Annotated in this window: 13 protein-coding genes and 2 tRNA genes; 8 read left to right on the forward strand and 7 right to left on the reverse strand. The window is 63.9% G+C overall.

The features are described from left to right. Positions 1-5: 5 nt before the first annotated feature. Positions 6-194 carry a hypothetical protein gene (locus tag CORGL_RS05775; protein WP_013708980.1) on the reverse strand — a complete coding sequence of 63 codons (189 nt, stop codon included), beginning with the start codon at positions 192-194 and terminating at the stop codon, positions 6-8. Beyond that, positions 191-643: an RrF2 family transcriptional regulator gene (locus CORGL_RS05780; RefSeq protein ID WP_013708981.1), complete on the reverse strand. Its 453-nt coding sequence runs from the start codon at positions 641-643 to the stop codon at positions 191-193. Before CORGL_RS05780 ends, CORGL_RS05775 begins: the two co-directional genes overlap by 4 nt. Positions 644-828: 185 nt before the next feature. On the opposite strand from CORGL_RS05780, the gene sufC reads away from it, so the two are divergent. From sufC to CORGL_RS05815, 7 genes are all read left to right on the forward strand, one after another. Continuing rightward, a complete protein-coding gene (gene sufC / locus CORGL_RS05785) occupies positions 829-1671 on the forward strand; it encodes a Fe-S cluster assembly ATPase SufC (protein ID WP_013708982.1) in 843 nt (280 codons plus the stop codon). Positions 1672-1680: 9 nt separating this feature from the next. Then, positions 1681-3093 (forward strand): Fe-S cluster assembly protein SufB, encoded by a 1413-nt coding sequence (gene sufB, locus CORGL_RS05790; RefSeq protein ID WP_013708983.1) that lies wholly within the window; start codon positions 1681-1683, stop codon positions 3091-3093. Then, on the forward strand, positions 3094-4425 hold the full coding sequence (locus CORGL_RS05795; protein WP_156789812.1) for a SufB/SufD family protein: 1332 nt from the start codon (positions 3094-3096) through the stop codon (positions 4423-4425). After that, complete coding sequence (locus CORGL_RS05800; protein ID WP_013708985.1) at positions 4422-5678, forward strand: aminotransferase class V-fold PLP-dependent enzyme; 1257 nt, start codon at positions 4422-4424, stop codon at positions 5676-5678. The genes CORGL_RS05795 and CORGL_RS05800 overlap by 4 nt, the downstream gene beginning before the upstream one ends. Continuing rightward, positions 5671-6093 (forward strand): Fe-S cluster assembly sulfur transfer protein SufU, encoded by a 423-nt coding sequence (sufU, locus tag CORGL_RS05805; RefSeq protein ID WP_013708986.1) that lies wholly within the window; start codon positions 5671-5673, stop codon positions 6091-6093. Before CORGL_RS05800 ends, sufU begins: the two co-directional genes overlap by 8 nt. A gap of 141 nt (positions 6094-6234) precedes the next feature. Further along, positions 6235-6311 (forward strand) — tRNA-His (locus tag CORGL_RS05810). A 24-nt stretch (positions 6312-6335) separates the two neighbouring features. Next, a tRNA-Lys gene (locus CORGL_RS05815) sits at positions 6336-6411 on the forward strand. Positions 6412-6624: 213 nt separating this feature from the next. Here the strand turns inward: CORGL_RS05815 and CORGL_RS05820 are convergent. From CORGL_RS05820 to CORGL_RS05835, 4 genes are all read right to left on the reverse strand, one after another. Beyond that, positions 6625-7629: a GGGtGRT protein gene (locus tag CORGL_RS05820; protein ID WP_013708987.1), complete on the reverse strand. Its 1005-nt coding sequence runs from the start codon at positions 7627-7629 to the stop codon at positions 6625-6627. Between the two features lie 17 nt (positions 7630-7646). Continuing rightward, a complete protein-coding gene (locus CORGL_RS05825; protein ID WP_013708988.1) occupies positions 7647-8381 on the reverse strand; it encodes an iron-sulfur cluster assembly scaffold protein in 735 nt (244 codons plus the stop codon). A gap of 213 nt (positions 8382-8594) precedes the next feature. Next, positions 8595-9062, reverse strand: a complete 468-nt coding sequence (locus CORGL_RS05830; protein WP_013708989.1) for a VanZ family protein — start codon at positions 9060-9062, stop codon at positions 8595-8597. Between the two features lie 3 nt (positions 9063-9065). Beyond that, positions 9066-10292: a hypothetical protein gene (locus tag CORGL_RS05835; RefSeq protein WP_013708990.1), complete on the reverse strand. Its 1227-nt coding sequence runs from the start codon at positions 10290-10292 to the stop codon at positions 9066-9068. Positions 10293-10978: 686 nt separating this feature from the next. Here CORGL_RS05835 and CORGL_RS05840 point away from each other — a divergent pair. Beyond that, complete coding sequence (locus CORGL_RS05840) at positions 10979-11755, forward strand: SDR family NAD(P)-dependent oxidoreductase (RefSeq protein ID WP_013708991.1); 777 nt, start codon at positions 10979-10981, stop codon at positions 11753-11755. Positions 11756-11793: 38 nt separating this feature from the next. Here CORGL_RS05840 and rho read toward each other — a convergent pair whose 3' ends face one another. After that, entirely contained in the window at positions 11794-14085 is a 2292-nt protein-coding gene (gene rho / locus CORGL_RS05845; RefSeq protein WP_013708992.1) for a transcription termination factor Rho, read from the reverse strand. Positions 14086-14119 lie beyond the last annotated feature (34 nt).

Genomic DNA, 14119 nt, shown 5'->3' on the forward strand with positions numbered 1-14119 from the left:
CCGTCTCACTCATCCGAGCGGCTCGCATCGCATGCTCCCGCGCGCGTCGTATCATCGTACTCGAGTCTCGCTGTCCCCTCCATTATAAGAGCAGCGCCGAGGCGGGCGCGCCTGCAGATCGCATGCGATGCGATCGCAGCCGGGAGCACCGCGGCGAGGCGGACCGACTCGATCCGAGGAACCCGGCCGCTCACAAGTCCTCCCCACTCTTTCCGACACCTTTGCCCAGATCGATATCCGGTGCACGCGCGAGCTCGGCGAGCGTCACCCCGTCGACATAGCTCTCGATCACGGCATCGAGGCCGGTCCAGAACCGCACGGTCGAGCAGAGGTCGGCGCGTTCGCAGGCGCCCTCGAGGCCCTCGCAGGCAACCGGTGCCGTCGTGCCCTCGGCCACGCGCAGGATGTCACCTGCGCGCACTTCTTCAGCGGGCTTGCCCAGAATGTAGCCGCCCCTCTTGCCACGCACGCTCTTGAGCAGCCCGGCGCGCATGAGCGGTCTCACGAGCTGCTCGAGGTACTTCTGCGATATATCCTCGCACGCCGCGATCTCGCGCAGGGCGACGCGGCCCTGATCACCCCCGAACGCGGCGATGTAGATCATGAGCCTCAACGCGTAGCGGCCCTTCGATGATATGAGCAAATGGCCCCCTCTCGCCAAGGTCCTTAATTCTAGTGAATTGCTCGGATTAAAGCTTGACTTATTTCCCTATCATCTTATCGTTAATCCGAGGCATTCAATAGGCTTTCTCGGACAATCCATCAGCAAGCGATGCGGCCGCCCGGGGACACGGGGCCGATGATTCCGACACATCAGGAGGACCTGCAATGACCGATCTAGACAAAGCACTGCTCACCGTGCGCGAGCTCACAGCGGCGGCGGAAGATAAGATGATCCTGCACGGCGTCGATCTCGCTGTCGGCTCCGGTGAGACGCATGTGCTCATGGGTCCCAACGGCGCGGGAAAGTCCACGCTCGGCCATGTCATCATGGGCGATCCCGTCTACTCCGTTCTCAGCGGATCCGTCGTCTTCGATGGATCCGACGTCACCGATCTGCCGAGTGACAAGCGCTCCCGTGCGGGGCTGTTCCTCTCCTTCCAGGCCCCGGTGGAGATACCCGGTGTGCCGCTGTCGAGCTTTCTGCGTGCCGCGATCGCCGGCAGACCCGGTCTTGAGATGCGCGGCAAACAGTTTCGCAGCCGTGTGCGCGAGCTGGCCGCCGAGCTCGACATGGACGTCAGCTACCTCAATCGCGACCTCGGTGTCGGCTTCTCAGGCGGCGAGAAGAAGAAGGTCGAGATGATGCAGCTGCTGCTGCTGAAGCCCAAGCTCGCGATCCTGGATGAGACCGATTCGGGACTTGACGTCGATGCGCTCGGCGTCGTCTCGCGCGGCATCGACGCCTACCGTCGGGCGACGGATGGATCGCTGCTCATCATCACCCACAACACCCGCATCCTGGAGCAGCTGAGCGTCGACGCGGTCCATGTCATGGTGGACGGTCGCGTGGTGCGCGAGGATGATGCCTCGCTCATCAGCTGGATCGATGAGCACGGCTTCGAGTCGTTCGAACGGACGGCGCGCGAGTCGGACGCGTCGGCGGATACGGCCGACAAAGCCGATGTCGCCGGGGCGGCCGTTGCCGCCGCAACCGGAAAGACCCGCTAGGAGGCGATCATGATGAGGAATCGCTCCGAGCTCACCGACATCGACCGCAGCCTCTACGACGTCACCGATGCAGAGGAGGGCTTCGACCGTCTCGATGCGGGGCTCACCCCAAAGATCGTGACCGAGATCTCCTCGCGCAAGGACGAACCCGCTTGGATGCTCGACTTCCGCCTGAAGTCGCTCGACATCTACCAGCGCATGCCCAACCCCACCTGGGGGCCGGCGCTCGACGGGCTGGACATGGACAACATCGTCACCTACGTGCGGCCCAACACCGAGCAGCACGCCGACTGGGAATCGGTGCCCGATGACATCAAGAACACGTTCGAGCGACTCGGCATCCCCGAGGCGGAGCGCAGCTACTTGGCCGGCGTCGGCGCGCAGTACGACTCCGAGCTGGTCTACCACAACATGCAAGACGCCGCCGAGAAGCTGGGCATCGTCTACTCGGGCATCGAGGAGGCCCTGCACGATGCAAGGTGGGAGCCGCTCATTCATGAGAAGTTCATGACGCTGATCCCGCCGACCGATCACAGGTTCGCGGCGCTGCACGGCGCGGTGTGGAGCGGTGGATCCTTTGTGTACGTTCCGCGCGAAACGAAGCTCGACTTCCCGCTTCAGAGCTACTTCCGGCTGAACGCCAAGGGCGCCGGTCAGTTCGAGCACACGCTCATCATCGTCGAGGACGACGCAGATCTGCATTTCATCGAGGGCTGCTCGGCTCCGAAGTACAATGTCGCGAACCTGCACGCCGGTGCCGTCGAGCTGTTCGTCGGCGCACGGGCGCATCTGCGCTACTCGACGATCGAGAACTGGTCGAAGAACATGTACAACCTGAACACGAAGCGCGCTCGCGTCGAGGAGGGCGGCGAGATCGAGTGGATCTCAGGATCGTTCGGCAGCCATGTGGGCTATCTGTATCCCATGAGCGTGCTCGCCGGCCGCGGCAGCCGAAGCTCGTTCACGGGCATAACGTTCGCCGGATGCGGGCAGAATCTCGACACCGGTTGCAAGACCGTGCTCGCCGCACCCGACACGAGTGCGAGCGTCGAGACGAAGTCCATCTCGAAGGGCGGTGGCATCTCGACGTTTCGAAGCTCGCTGGTGGTTACCGAGGCCGCCGAGGGCGCGGTGGCGAGTGTGTCGTGTCAGTCGCTCATGCTCGACGATGAGAGCCGCTCCGATACGATCCCGGCCATGGATGTCCGCGCAAAAAACGTCGACATCGGCCATGAGGCGACGATCGGGCGGATCGGCGACGACAAGGTGTTCTACCTCATGAGCCACGGCATATCCGAGGCGGAGGCACGCACCATGATCGTGAACGGCTTTGCGAATCCGGTCTCGAAGGAGCTGCCGCTCGAGTACGCCGTCGAGATGAACAACTTGATCAAGCTCGAGATGGAAGGGGCGATCGGCTAGATGGACAAGCACAGCGACACAGCATCGAGCAGAGGCTCGCAAGCAGCAGACGCACAGCAGCCGGCGCTCACCTTGAGACACGTCAATGCGATGCCCGCTCCCACATGGAGCTGGCTTCAGATGAATGAGACCGCCATCGAGCTGCCCGCCTCGCTCGCACGCGGATCCGCCCGACTGCAAGGAAGCGCGGTCGCAGTCGAGCTCGCCGAAGGTGACGACGCGGTCCTCACCGGTGCTCCGGACGCGTTCGAGCGGGCCCTTGAGAAGGCCGGCACGCGCTTTCGCGATCGGCGTCCGAGCGCGCCGGGCGATGATCGACACGCGGAGCGCATCGCCGCAGAGGACCGCCTCGATGTGCCCGCCGTCTCCGCCTACCAGCGCCGCGCGATCGAGCGCGAGGAGCGCATCTCGCCTGCCGAGGCGTTTCGCACGGGCATGGGCGGCGAGGCCTACGCGTATCTGCGCGACATCGCGGGCGCGCCGGTCGTCATAGATGTCGCCGAGAATCACCGCGCGCAGGCGACGGTGCGCATCGAGGGCGTCGACGGCGCCGTCACCGGGGGCGCGATCGATGTCGTCGCCCGACCCTCAAGTCGGATCGCGGTCACGATCTCCTTGGACTCTCCGGCTATCGGCGCGGGCCTGGTCGGCCTGTCGCTGCGTGTCTTCGCCGGAGCACGCAGCCAGGTGAGCATCACCTGCGTCCAGACACTCGATGACAGCTGGGTGGCGCTCGATGACACGGGGCTCTTCCTCGACGAGGACGCGCGCGTGAGCGTCCACCACACCGTGCTGGGCGCGGGCCGCAGCTACACGGGACTTGCCGGCGATCTGCTCGGCGATCTCTCGAACATCTCCGTGGCCACGGACTATCTCGGCACAGGAGAGCAGCGACGCGACTTCAACTACGAGCTGATCCAGCGCGGGGAAAAGACCGTATCCGAGCTTGCTGCCAACGGCGTTCTCGCTGGCCAGAGCGCAAAGACGATGCGCGGAACGATCGAGCTCGCCCATGGTTGCAAGGGCAGTCGCGGAAGCGAGCGCGAGACCGTCCTTCTAGCCGATGAGCGCGTGCGCAACAAGACCGTGCCCGTGATTTTGTGCGACGAGGACGATGTCTTCGGCAACCACGGGGCGACGATCGGACACATTCGCGACGAGCAGCTGTTCTATCTGGCGACGCGCGGTATCTCGCCGACGGCCGCCGAGGATCTGTTCATCCGCGCCAAGCTCGAGGATGCGGTCGCGGGCGTCGCTGACAAGCGGATTCGCGCGGGCGTCGTCCGGTTGTCCTGCGCGCTGATCGACGACTTCGAGGAGGAGATCGCATGAGCGATTCTGCGCGCACGGGTGCGGCCGATATCGACGCCAATCCCTACAAACCCGACTTTCCGCTGCTCGCCGAGCACCTTGATCTGACGTTTCTGGACAGCGCGGCCACCTCGCAGCGGCCAAGTACCGTACTCGAGGCACAGAGCCGTTTCTACACGACCATGAACGCAAACCCGCTCAGGGGTCTCTATGCGCTCTCCGTAGAGGCGACCGATGCGATCGCGCGGGTGCGCTCGCAGATCGCCGATCTCATCGGCGCGAGGACGCCAGACGAGATCGTGTTCACGCGCAATACGAGCGAATCGCTGAACCTGGTTGCGCTGGCGTTCGCGCCGAGCGTGCTTGCGCCCGGTGACGAGGTCGCGATCACCATCATGGAGCACCACAGCAATCTCATCCCCTGGCAGCGCGCCTGCGCGGACGCCGGAGCCAATCTCATCTACCTCTACCCCACGAAGACCGGGGAGCTTGAAGAGGCCGAGATCGCCAGAAAGATCGGCGAGCGCACGAAGATCGTTGCCGCGACCGAGGTCTCAAACGTTCTCGGGCAGCGCCTGCCGATCGAGAGGCTCGCCGCCGCCGCACACGAGAACGGCGCGATCATGGTCGTCGACGCCGCGCAGTCCGTTCCTCACCTTCCGGTCGACGTCTCCAAGCTCGGTGCCGACTTCCTCGCGTTCTCCGCGCACAAGGCGCTCGGCCCCATGGGCGTCGGCGTGCTGTGGGGACGAGCGGAGCTGCTTGAGCGCACCGAGCCGCTCTACACCGGCGGCGAGATGATCGACTCGGTCACCGAGACCGGTGCCGTCTGGGCTCCGGTGCCCCAGCGCTTCGAGGCGGGCACGCAGGATGCCGCGGGCATCTACGCGACCGGCGTCGGCCTGTCCTACCTCGTCGACCATGTGGGCTACCCGGCGATCGCCGAGCGCGAGGCGGCTCTGGTCTCCGCGGCGATGCGGCGTCTGGCCGAGCTGCCCTTCATCGACATCATCGGCTCGCCGGACCCCGCGCGCCACCACGGAGTCATCAGCTTCAACGTCCGCGGCATCCATCCGCACGACGTCGCGAGCCTGCTCGATATGCAAGGCGTCGCCATCCGAGCAGGGCATCATTGCGCTCAGCCGCTGCTCGCCTGGCTCGGCGTGGAGAATCTCGCATGCTGCCGAGCAAGCCTGGCGTTCTACAACGACCGGCACGACGTCGACATGCTCGGCGACGGCTTGGAAACGGTTTGGAGGACCTTTCATGGATAACTCTGTCTACTCGCCCGCGCTCATGGAGCACAACGCCCACCCCGACTGCAAATACGAGATGGACGGCGCCACCCACACGCATGAGGGCATCAATCCGAGCTGCGGCGACAACCTTGAGCTGTCGCTCAGAGTGGAAGAGGGCACCATCCAGGAGGCAGCCTTCACGGGAGCGGGGTGCGCGGTCTCGCAGGCATCGGCCGACATCATGGCCGATCTCATCACCGGCCAGACCGTCGAGGAGGCGCGTCGGCTGGCCGGGCTGTTTCTCGGTATGATCCAGGGCAAGACGCTCTCCGAGCAGGATCGCTGCGACCTCGACGAGGCGGCCGAACTCGAGAGCATCGCGCGCATGCCCGCCCGGGTGAAGTGCGCAGAGCTCGCGTGGCGCACGCTCGATGGGATGCTGAGCGTCTAGTCGAGCGGCTCGGTAGCGCGCCGACTGGCCGGAGATGACGTCCCGTTCAAGAAATGCGGCGTGAATTGCACGAGAAAGGGCTTGCATCGCAGAGCTGAGACTGTAATAATAGTCAAGCGCTTTGCGCGTGGGATGCACATGGTGGGTGTAGCTCAGTTGGCTAGAGCGACGGACTGTGGCTCCGTAGGTCGAGGGTTCGAGCCCCTTTACCCACCCCAGTTCCACCTCAGCGCGCACATGACGGATCGTTAGCTCAGCTGGAAGAGCAGGGGACTCTTAATCCCAAGGTCCAGGGTTCGAACCCCTGACGATCCACCAGAATCTCTCAAGGCCCCGCATCGCGGGGCCTTTTTTCAAAGAACGCGCTCCCCTGAGGATGAGCCGGGCGATCCTTCGCACCTTTTGGCCGGGAGCCCATCGCGAAGGCGGGATGCGGGCCGCCTGCAAACCGGGTGATCATGAAAAACGCCGTCCTTCGGAGATTCGAAGGACGGCGTTGCGCGAGCGAGACTTTATGCGCTGCTGGCAGCCCTAGCCGTTGATGGCGGCACTCACCGCGACGGCGCAGGCGACGGTAGCACCGACCATGGGGTTGTTGCCCATGCCGATCAGGCCCATCATGTCTACGTGCGCGGGCACGGAGGAAGATCCGGCGAATTGCGCGTCCGAGTGCATCCTGCCCATGGTATCGGTCATGCCATAGGAGGCCGGGCCCGCGGCCATGTTGTCCGGGTGCAGCGTGCGTCCCGTGCCACCGCCCGACGCGACCGAGAAGTACCTCTTGCCGGCGGCGAGGCGCTCCTTCTTGTAGGTCCCGGCGACCGGATGCTGGAAACGCGTGGGGTTCGTCGAGTTGCCCGTGATCGAGATGTCGACGTCCTCATGCCACATGATCGCAACGCCCTCGCGGACATCATCGGCGCCGTAGCAGTTTATCTCCGCGCGCGGGCCATCCGAGTATGCGACCCTCTCGACGACCTCGAGATCGCCGGTGTAGTAGTCGAACCGCGTCTTCACATAGGTGAAGCCGTTGATTCGAGAGATGATCTGCGCTGCGTCCTTGCCCAGACCATCGAGCACGACGCGCAGGGGCTCGGTGCGAGCCTTGTTCGCATTGAGTGCGATGCCGATCGCGCCTTCGGCTGCGGCGAAGGACTCGTGCCCCGCCAGAAAGCAGAAGCACCGCGTATCCTCGCCTAGAAGCATCGCTGCCAGGTTGCCATGTCCGAGACCGACCTTGCGGTCCTCGGCGACGGATCCGGGAACGCAGAACGCCTGCAGACCCTCGCCGATCGCCGAGGCGGCCGCAGAAGCGCTTTCGGCACCCCGCTTGATAGCGATCGCGCAGCCGAGCGTGTAGGCCCAGCCGGCGTTCTCGAATGCTATGGACTGGACCCCCGTCACGATCTCGCGCGGGTTGACGCCGCGATCCAAGCAGAGCTTCTCGGCCTCCTCGAGGGAGGAGATGCCGTTGTGCTCGAGTGCGTCTTCGATTTTGCCAATGCGGCGCTCGTATCCTTCAAATGTAACAGCCATGTATGATCCCTCCCTCTCTACTCGTTGACCGGAAACGTGCTGGCGACCGAATGGGTCTCATCATCGGTGCGCGGATCGATGTACCTGGCGGCGCTCTCCCACTGACCGTAGTGGCCCATGGCGCCTGCGATGGCCTGCTCTGGGGTCTTCCCCGCCTTCAGCGCATCAGTGAACTTGCCAAGGTTCATGAACTCGAAGGCGATGATCTCATCGTGCTCGTTCAGTGCCATGCGTGTGACATAGCCCTGCGCGAGCTCGAGATAGCGTGCGCCCTTCGCTCTGGTGCCGAACATGGTGCCGACTTGGCTGCGCAGACCCTTCCCGAGATCGTCAAGCGAAGCGCCGATCGGCAGTCCGCCCTCGGAGAAGGCGGTCTGAGTGCGGCCGTAGACGATCTGCAGGAAGATCTCGCGCATCGCGACGTTGATCGCATCGCAGACGAGATCGGTGTTCATGGCCTCAAGAATGGTCTTGCCCGGCAGAATCTCGGCTGCCATGGCGGCAGAGTGAGTCATTCCCGAGCAGCCGATCGTCTCGATCAGAGCCTCCTCGATCACACCCTCTTTGACGTTCAAGGTGAGCTTGCACGCGCCTTGTTGCGGCGCGCACCAGCCCACACCGTGCGTCAGACCCGAAATGTCTTTGACCTCCTTGGCCTGGACCCACTTCCCCTCCTCGGGGATGGGTGCCGGACCGTGGCAGGCGCCCTTGGCGACCGGGCACATATGCTCCACTTCCGCTGAGTACTCCATAGCTCTCCTCTCTGAAATTCACTGCTTGGACGATGCCGTCGGACCTCCTCGCCGTCGCGGCATGCGGATATATGATACCTCCAAACCCGAGCGCGGCGCACGAGAGCGAAAGCGAGGTTCGCATAACGCGCCGCTGCGAGGATGCGGGTCGCTCGCGAGCAGCTGATTTTCTGTCGATCGAGCATCTGCTGCGCGCGAAAGGCATCCCCGAGATCAATTTCGAGTCGAGGTATCCCGGCGTCGGACGCGAATCTCGCGCAGGCGATGCGCGAGCGCGCGCAGCGCCGAACCGACAGCGGCTCCCGAGCAGTCGAGCATCACATCGGTGATGAGACCGGAACGGCCAGGTACGAACAGCTGGATCGTCTCGTCGATGGAGGGTATGAGAACGAGGACGACGACAAGGACGAAAAGAGCGGTCCGGCTCAAGCGGCTCCCGGATGCCAGCGTCTGGGAGACCAAGATGCCGAGGATCGCATATTCGGTGAAGTGAGCGGTCTTGCGGACGAGGAAATTCGTGATCCACGCGCTCGGCAGATCGAGACCGGAAAGGGCCCCTCTGAGGGCCGATACGACACGCAAGCTCATACCGGAGCTGCCCGTCGCGGGCACGAGCGAGTTGCCCCATATGAACATCGTGAAAAGAATGGTCGCGACGAGCCAGGGTCTGGAGATGCGCATGGGCTACTCCGCTGCAGACGCCGAGGGATCCTCGGCATCTGGCGATGAACTCGAGGCACTCGGGGCGGAATCGACTGATGCCGTATCGGTCGCCGCATCGTCGGCGGTAGCCTCACAGCCGGCATCGCTCGACTGCTCGCGAGAAGCCTCTGATTCATTCGCGCAGACTGCCTCAGAGCACGACGACGCATCCTCGTTTTCGGGCTCGCAAGAGGGTCCCGACTCGATGTGATCTCCGCCCTCGACCTTGATGACGCTATCCAGGTGGGCGGTGCAGAGCTCCTCGCGCATGATCTCGAGCACACGATCATGCGCCTCGGCAGCGATCCGATCTTGACGATCGTTATCCGCGGAGCCGGCGGCGCCGATAGGAGAATTCTCAACGGAGGCGTCCGCGTCGCCGGCGAGCTCTTTTGAGCTCCCGTCTTCTGCGGGCTCCATCTTGAAATGGTGACAGATATAGAGCTTGGGGGGGCGCTTCGTGGATCGCGGACGATCGGGCTGAGCCGAAGCGGCCTCCTCGTCATAGAGGATCCCGTAGGCCGAGGCCCACACATCCGGACGATTCGGATAACCCTTTGTCTCATCTTCGAGTACAGCGAGCGCCGTTTCGGAACCGTCGGATGGCGAATGGTCGCCAACGCTGGCGCAAGCCGGCTTCGCGAGTTCGACGTCGTCGTCTGAATCGTCGGCATGCGCGTTCGGGAACAGGATCTCCTCATCAAGCGTGACGGGCTCAGCGCTGGGTCCGAGGGCTATGTCGAGATCGTCAGAGGCAGCGGGATCATCGGGTGCCACGATCGGTGCGTCGCCGAACAGATCATCGGAAAGCGGACTCATCGAAGCGGTCATCTCTTCTTCGGCGTCATCGTCCTTTGACGTCGCATTCGTCTGTCCGGCCCGCTCCCATGCCTGCGAGGCGAAGTCGAGCGCATCATCGATGGAGATCGGATCCTCCGCGTCGACCTCGAGCTCATCCTCGACGGCGTCATCATCGTCATCGTATTCGTCGTAGACATCGCCATAGGAGTCTTCGATCTGCCCGAGTGCGATCTCGTAAAGATCCTTCGCGTGCTCGGGACCGCAGCTGATCGGCGATTCCTCCTCGAGCATGGCGTCCATCGCAGCCCACGCGTCCTCGTCTGACAGCGCGTCTTGAGCGCGAGCGATGACCGGGACGTCTTCGACGTCCTGCTCGCGATCGAATCGACGCCTCACATCCTTGAGCATATGCAGGACTCGACCACGTGTCGTTTTCGAGGCACTGATCGACCCCTGGGATCGCGGGTCGTCTTCTTCAGATCTGAGATCGTCCTCGGATGCCGCGCTTGACGCGTCCGCGAACGCGTCCTCATCGCTGCGACGCCGTATCACGCGCCTATCATCTTGTGGGGCACCTGAGTCGGCCTCTTCTACCGCAACTGCTGCAGAGGGTTTCATGAGAAATGGGAGCGCATGCATCTCAACGATATGGCGGACCTCTCGAACCCGAGATCGACTTCTCAGCTTTCTGGTGCCACCGCTGATGGATCCGTAGCGCTGAAAGCCCTCAGGCCTCGCGAGCGATTCTCGCGAACAGAGGCTGTGCCGTCTCCTTTCCCCACGTGGCGAATTGCAGAATCCGAGATGTATGCCCGGCACCTCGGTACGTTAGGATGTTGATACGACGGAGACCTTATTCGAGACAGCGGTGTGCGCAAGACCAGACCAGCGAAATTGCTGGTACGGTCTGCGAACTTCCCCTTCGTGAACATCACTTCGCATTATGAGAGATAACCACATCATTTGCAAGTTTTGTACGCGCTGCCATATCATGACCGTGTGTTGAGGTGAATCCATCCGGGGAACACGAAAAACAGGTTATAGAATTGATGCAGATCAGGCCGCGATCCCGGATCGCAACGAATGGAGTCATCATGCCCAACATTGTACTGATCACCGGTGCGTCATCGGGACTCGGACGCGAATTCGCGCGTCAGGTGGACGCTGGAGCCATCGACGATGTCACCGAGATCTGGGCGGTCGCGCGCAGAGCGGACCGCCTCGAGGCGCTTGTGCGCACCTCCAGCACCCCTGTGCGTCCCTTCTGCCTCGATCTCACCGATCCGATCTCGTATAGCATCTTGGAATCGGCTCTTGCGGAGACCGCCTGCGCCAACGTAAGACTGCTGGTGAACAATGCGGGCATCGCCGTGTTCGGCCGTTTCGCGCGGCAGAGGCAAGACGCCGCGCCGCGCATGGCGCAGCTGCTCATGCGCGCCCCCGTCGAGTTGATCTATCGCGTTCTGCCCTACATGCGGAGCGGATCCCGAATCATCGACATCTCAAGCGTCGCGGCATTTCTACCCCAGCCCGATCTCGCGGTCTACGCCGCCGCCAAGCGATTCATCCTCGATGTCACCCGCGCGCTGAACGCGGAGCTCGAAGACGTCGGCATCTGCGCCACGGCCGTATGCCCGAAATTCATGAAGACGGAGTTTCTCGACGATCCCGGCGACGCGAGCGCCGCACGCCAGATGAGCGCCATCGGCTTCGAGCGCATCGATCGCGTCGCGCGCGCGGCGCTCAAGGCTTCCGAAGAGGGCAGGGATCTGTGCATCCCTGCCCTCGATATGAGGGTGCTCTACGCTCTGACGCATGTGATCCCCTACCGCGTCCTGCTCGGCGTGCAGCGCTCGCTTGCATCGCGGTGAGCGAGGCGCGCGTCGCATCCGATGCCCGGCGGCCCACCTCAGAGGGCGTCGGGATGCTCGGCGGCGCGCTTGGCGGAGCGAACCAGGAACTCCTCGTTGGTGGCGGTGCTCTTGAGACCCTTGATGAAGGCTGACGCGCATCGCTCGGTATTGTTCATGTTCGCGAGCACCCGGCGAATGCCCCATACAAAGGGACGCATGGTCTCGTCGATCAGAAGGTCCTCGTTTCGCGTGCCCGAGGAGACCGGGTTGATAGCCGGGAAGATGCGCCGATCGGCAAGATCGCGATCGAGCTTGAGCTCCATGTTGCCCGTGCCCTTGAACTCCTCGAAGATGACCTCATCCATTTTGGATCCGGTGTCTACCAGCGCCGAGGCGAGAATCGTGAGCGATCCGCCGTTCTCGATGTTGCGCGCGGCACCCAAAAAGCGCTTCGGCGGGTACAGCGCCGCGGAGTCCACGCCGCCCGATAGGATGCGACCCGATGCGGGAGCCGCCAGGTTGTAGGCGCGGGCGAGACGCGTGATGGAATCGAGCACGACGACGACGTCGCCACCCATCTCGACGATGCGTTTGGCTCGCTCGATCACCAGCTCGGAGACCCGGGTGTGATTATCGGCCGGCATGTCGAACGTCGAGGCGACGACATCGCCTCTGATCGAACGCTGCATGTCGGTGACCTCCTCGGGACGCTCGTCCACAAGCAGGCAGATAAGGTGCACCTCGGGATTGTTCGCAGCGATGGACTGGCAGATCTTCTTGAGGATCGTGGTCTTGCCCGCCTTCGGAGGCGAGACGATGAGACCGCGCTGGCCCTTGCCAACGGGCGCGACGATGTCGATGGCGCGACCCGTGATGGAGTCCCGGCCGTGCTCCATCTGGAGACGCATGTTGGGGTAGATAGGCGTCAGCTCGGAGAACTTGGGACGATGGCGCAGATCTTCTGGATCGACCCCGTTTATGGAGGTGATCTTCGCCAAGCCCGGGTACTTGTCCCCGGGTCGCGATGGGCGAAGCGTGCCGATGATGAAGTCACCGGCTCGCAATCGGGCTCCCCGAATGAGGTTCGCGGAGACGAATGCGTCATCATGGCTGGGCATATAGCCGTTCACGCGAATATGGCCGAATCCGTCATTGGCGATATCGAGGACGCCCTCGACCTCGCGGAACCCCTCGGCACGTGCCGCTGCGGCAAAGATCTCATCAATGAGCTCCGCTTTCCTCTTTCCGGCGTAGTCGAGCTCGAGCTCTGTGGCCTTGTCGCGTAGCTCGGCGACCTTCATGGAGCCGAGCTGATCGCGCGTGAGCGTCGGCTCGGTCGGAGCGTTGTAGCGGTTTGCGCTGCGCTGCTTGCGCATCTGCTGCGGCCGGTTTCCGTTGCCGCGACGGACCTCGCCGCCGGCTCGCTCAGCCGATCGCGTCCGCTCTGTGCGCTTGGACTGGTGCTGCCGCTTGGAGGAACCCGCCAGATTCTGAGAGGCACCGGAGCCGTGCTCGCGGCGCGCGGAATCGCCTTGGCCTCCACGGCTGCGGTCCTCGCTGTGAGCGAGCGGGTTGCGCGTGTGATCCCGACGGGCTCGCCCTCCGTGGCGCTCGGACTGCCGAGTCGGCGAGACTCCTTCGGGCGATGCGGCATCCGTGGCGTCCGCATGATCGGCAACGGAGGGGCGCTCGACGCCGGCGGACGGCTCCGCTGTCTCATCTGAGGCCCGCGTCTCGCCCAGAGCCGCCTGCGCGGCGAGGCGAGCGGCCCGCTCGGCCTCCAGATAGGCCTTGGGTTTGCGGCCGCGGCGATGGGGCCGCAGCGACGGATCGATCGCCAGCTCGATGGCCGAAGCCGAAGCGGTTCCCCCATCGCTGGGCGCCGCGATCATGGCGGCGGCCCGCTCGGCGGCCTGCCGCTGCTGGCGCACGATCGAAGCCTGCGAGATCTTCGCCAGGGCGCGCGCTTGTGCGATCTGCGGATCCAACTCGGCTGCACCGGTGTCCCCGCCATCTTGGGTCGTTCCCTCGTCTCTCGAGACCTCGCTCTGCTCGTCTCGTCTGGAAGCGCGCCGCCGGGTCCGTGCGCCGCGACGCGACCGCGGCGCATCGTCTCCACCGGAGACGGAAGCCTCTTGTGGCTCGGAGTCGGCGGCGGGGGCATCCCCTGATGCTCCCCGACGGGCGGAGCGCTTCTGCCCGCCGTCCTCCTGGGCTGGTCCGCCCTCGGCGGATTTGGCCTTCGCACGCGGTTTGCGCGCGCGTCGGCGCGGCGGGGCCGCGTCAGCCTGCACGGACCCATCGGCAGCGATCACGTTCTCTGAATGCTCGGTATTCTCTTCTTGCACGGTGATTGCTCTACTTTCTTCCAGTCAGACATTT

The sequence above is a fragment of the Coriobacterium glomerans PW2 genome (assembly GCF_000195315.1).
Lineage (GTDB): Bacteria > Actinomycetota > Coriobacteriia > Coriobacteriales > Coriobacteriaceae > Coriobacterium > Coriobacterium glomerans.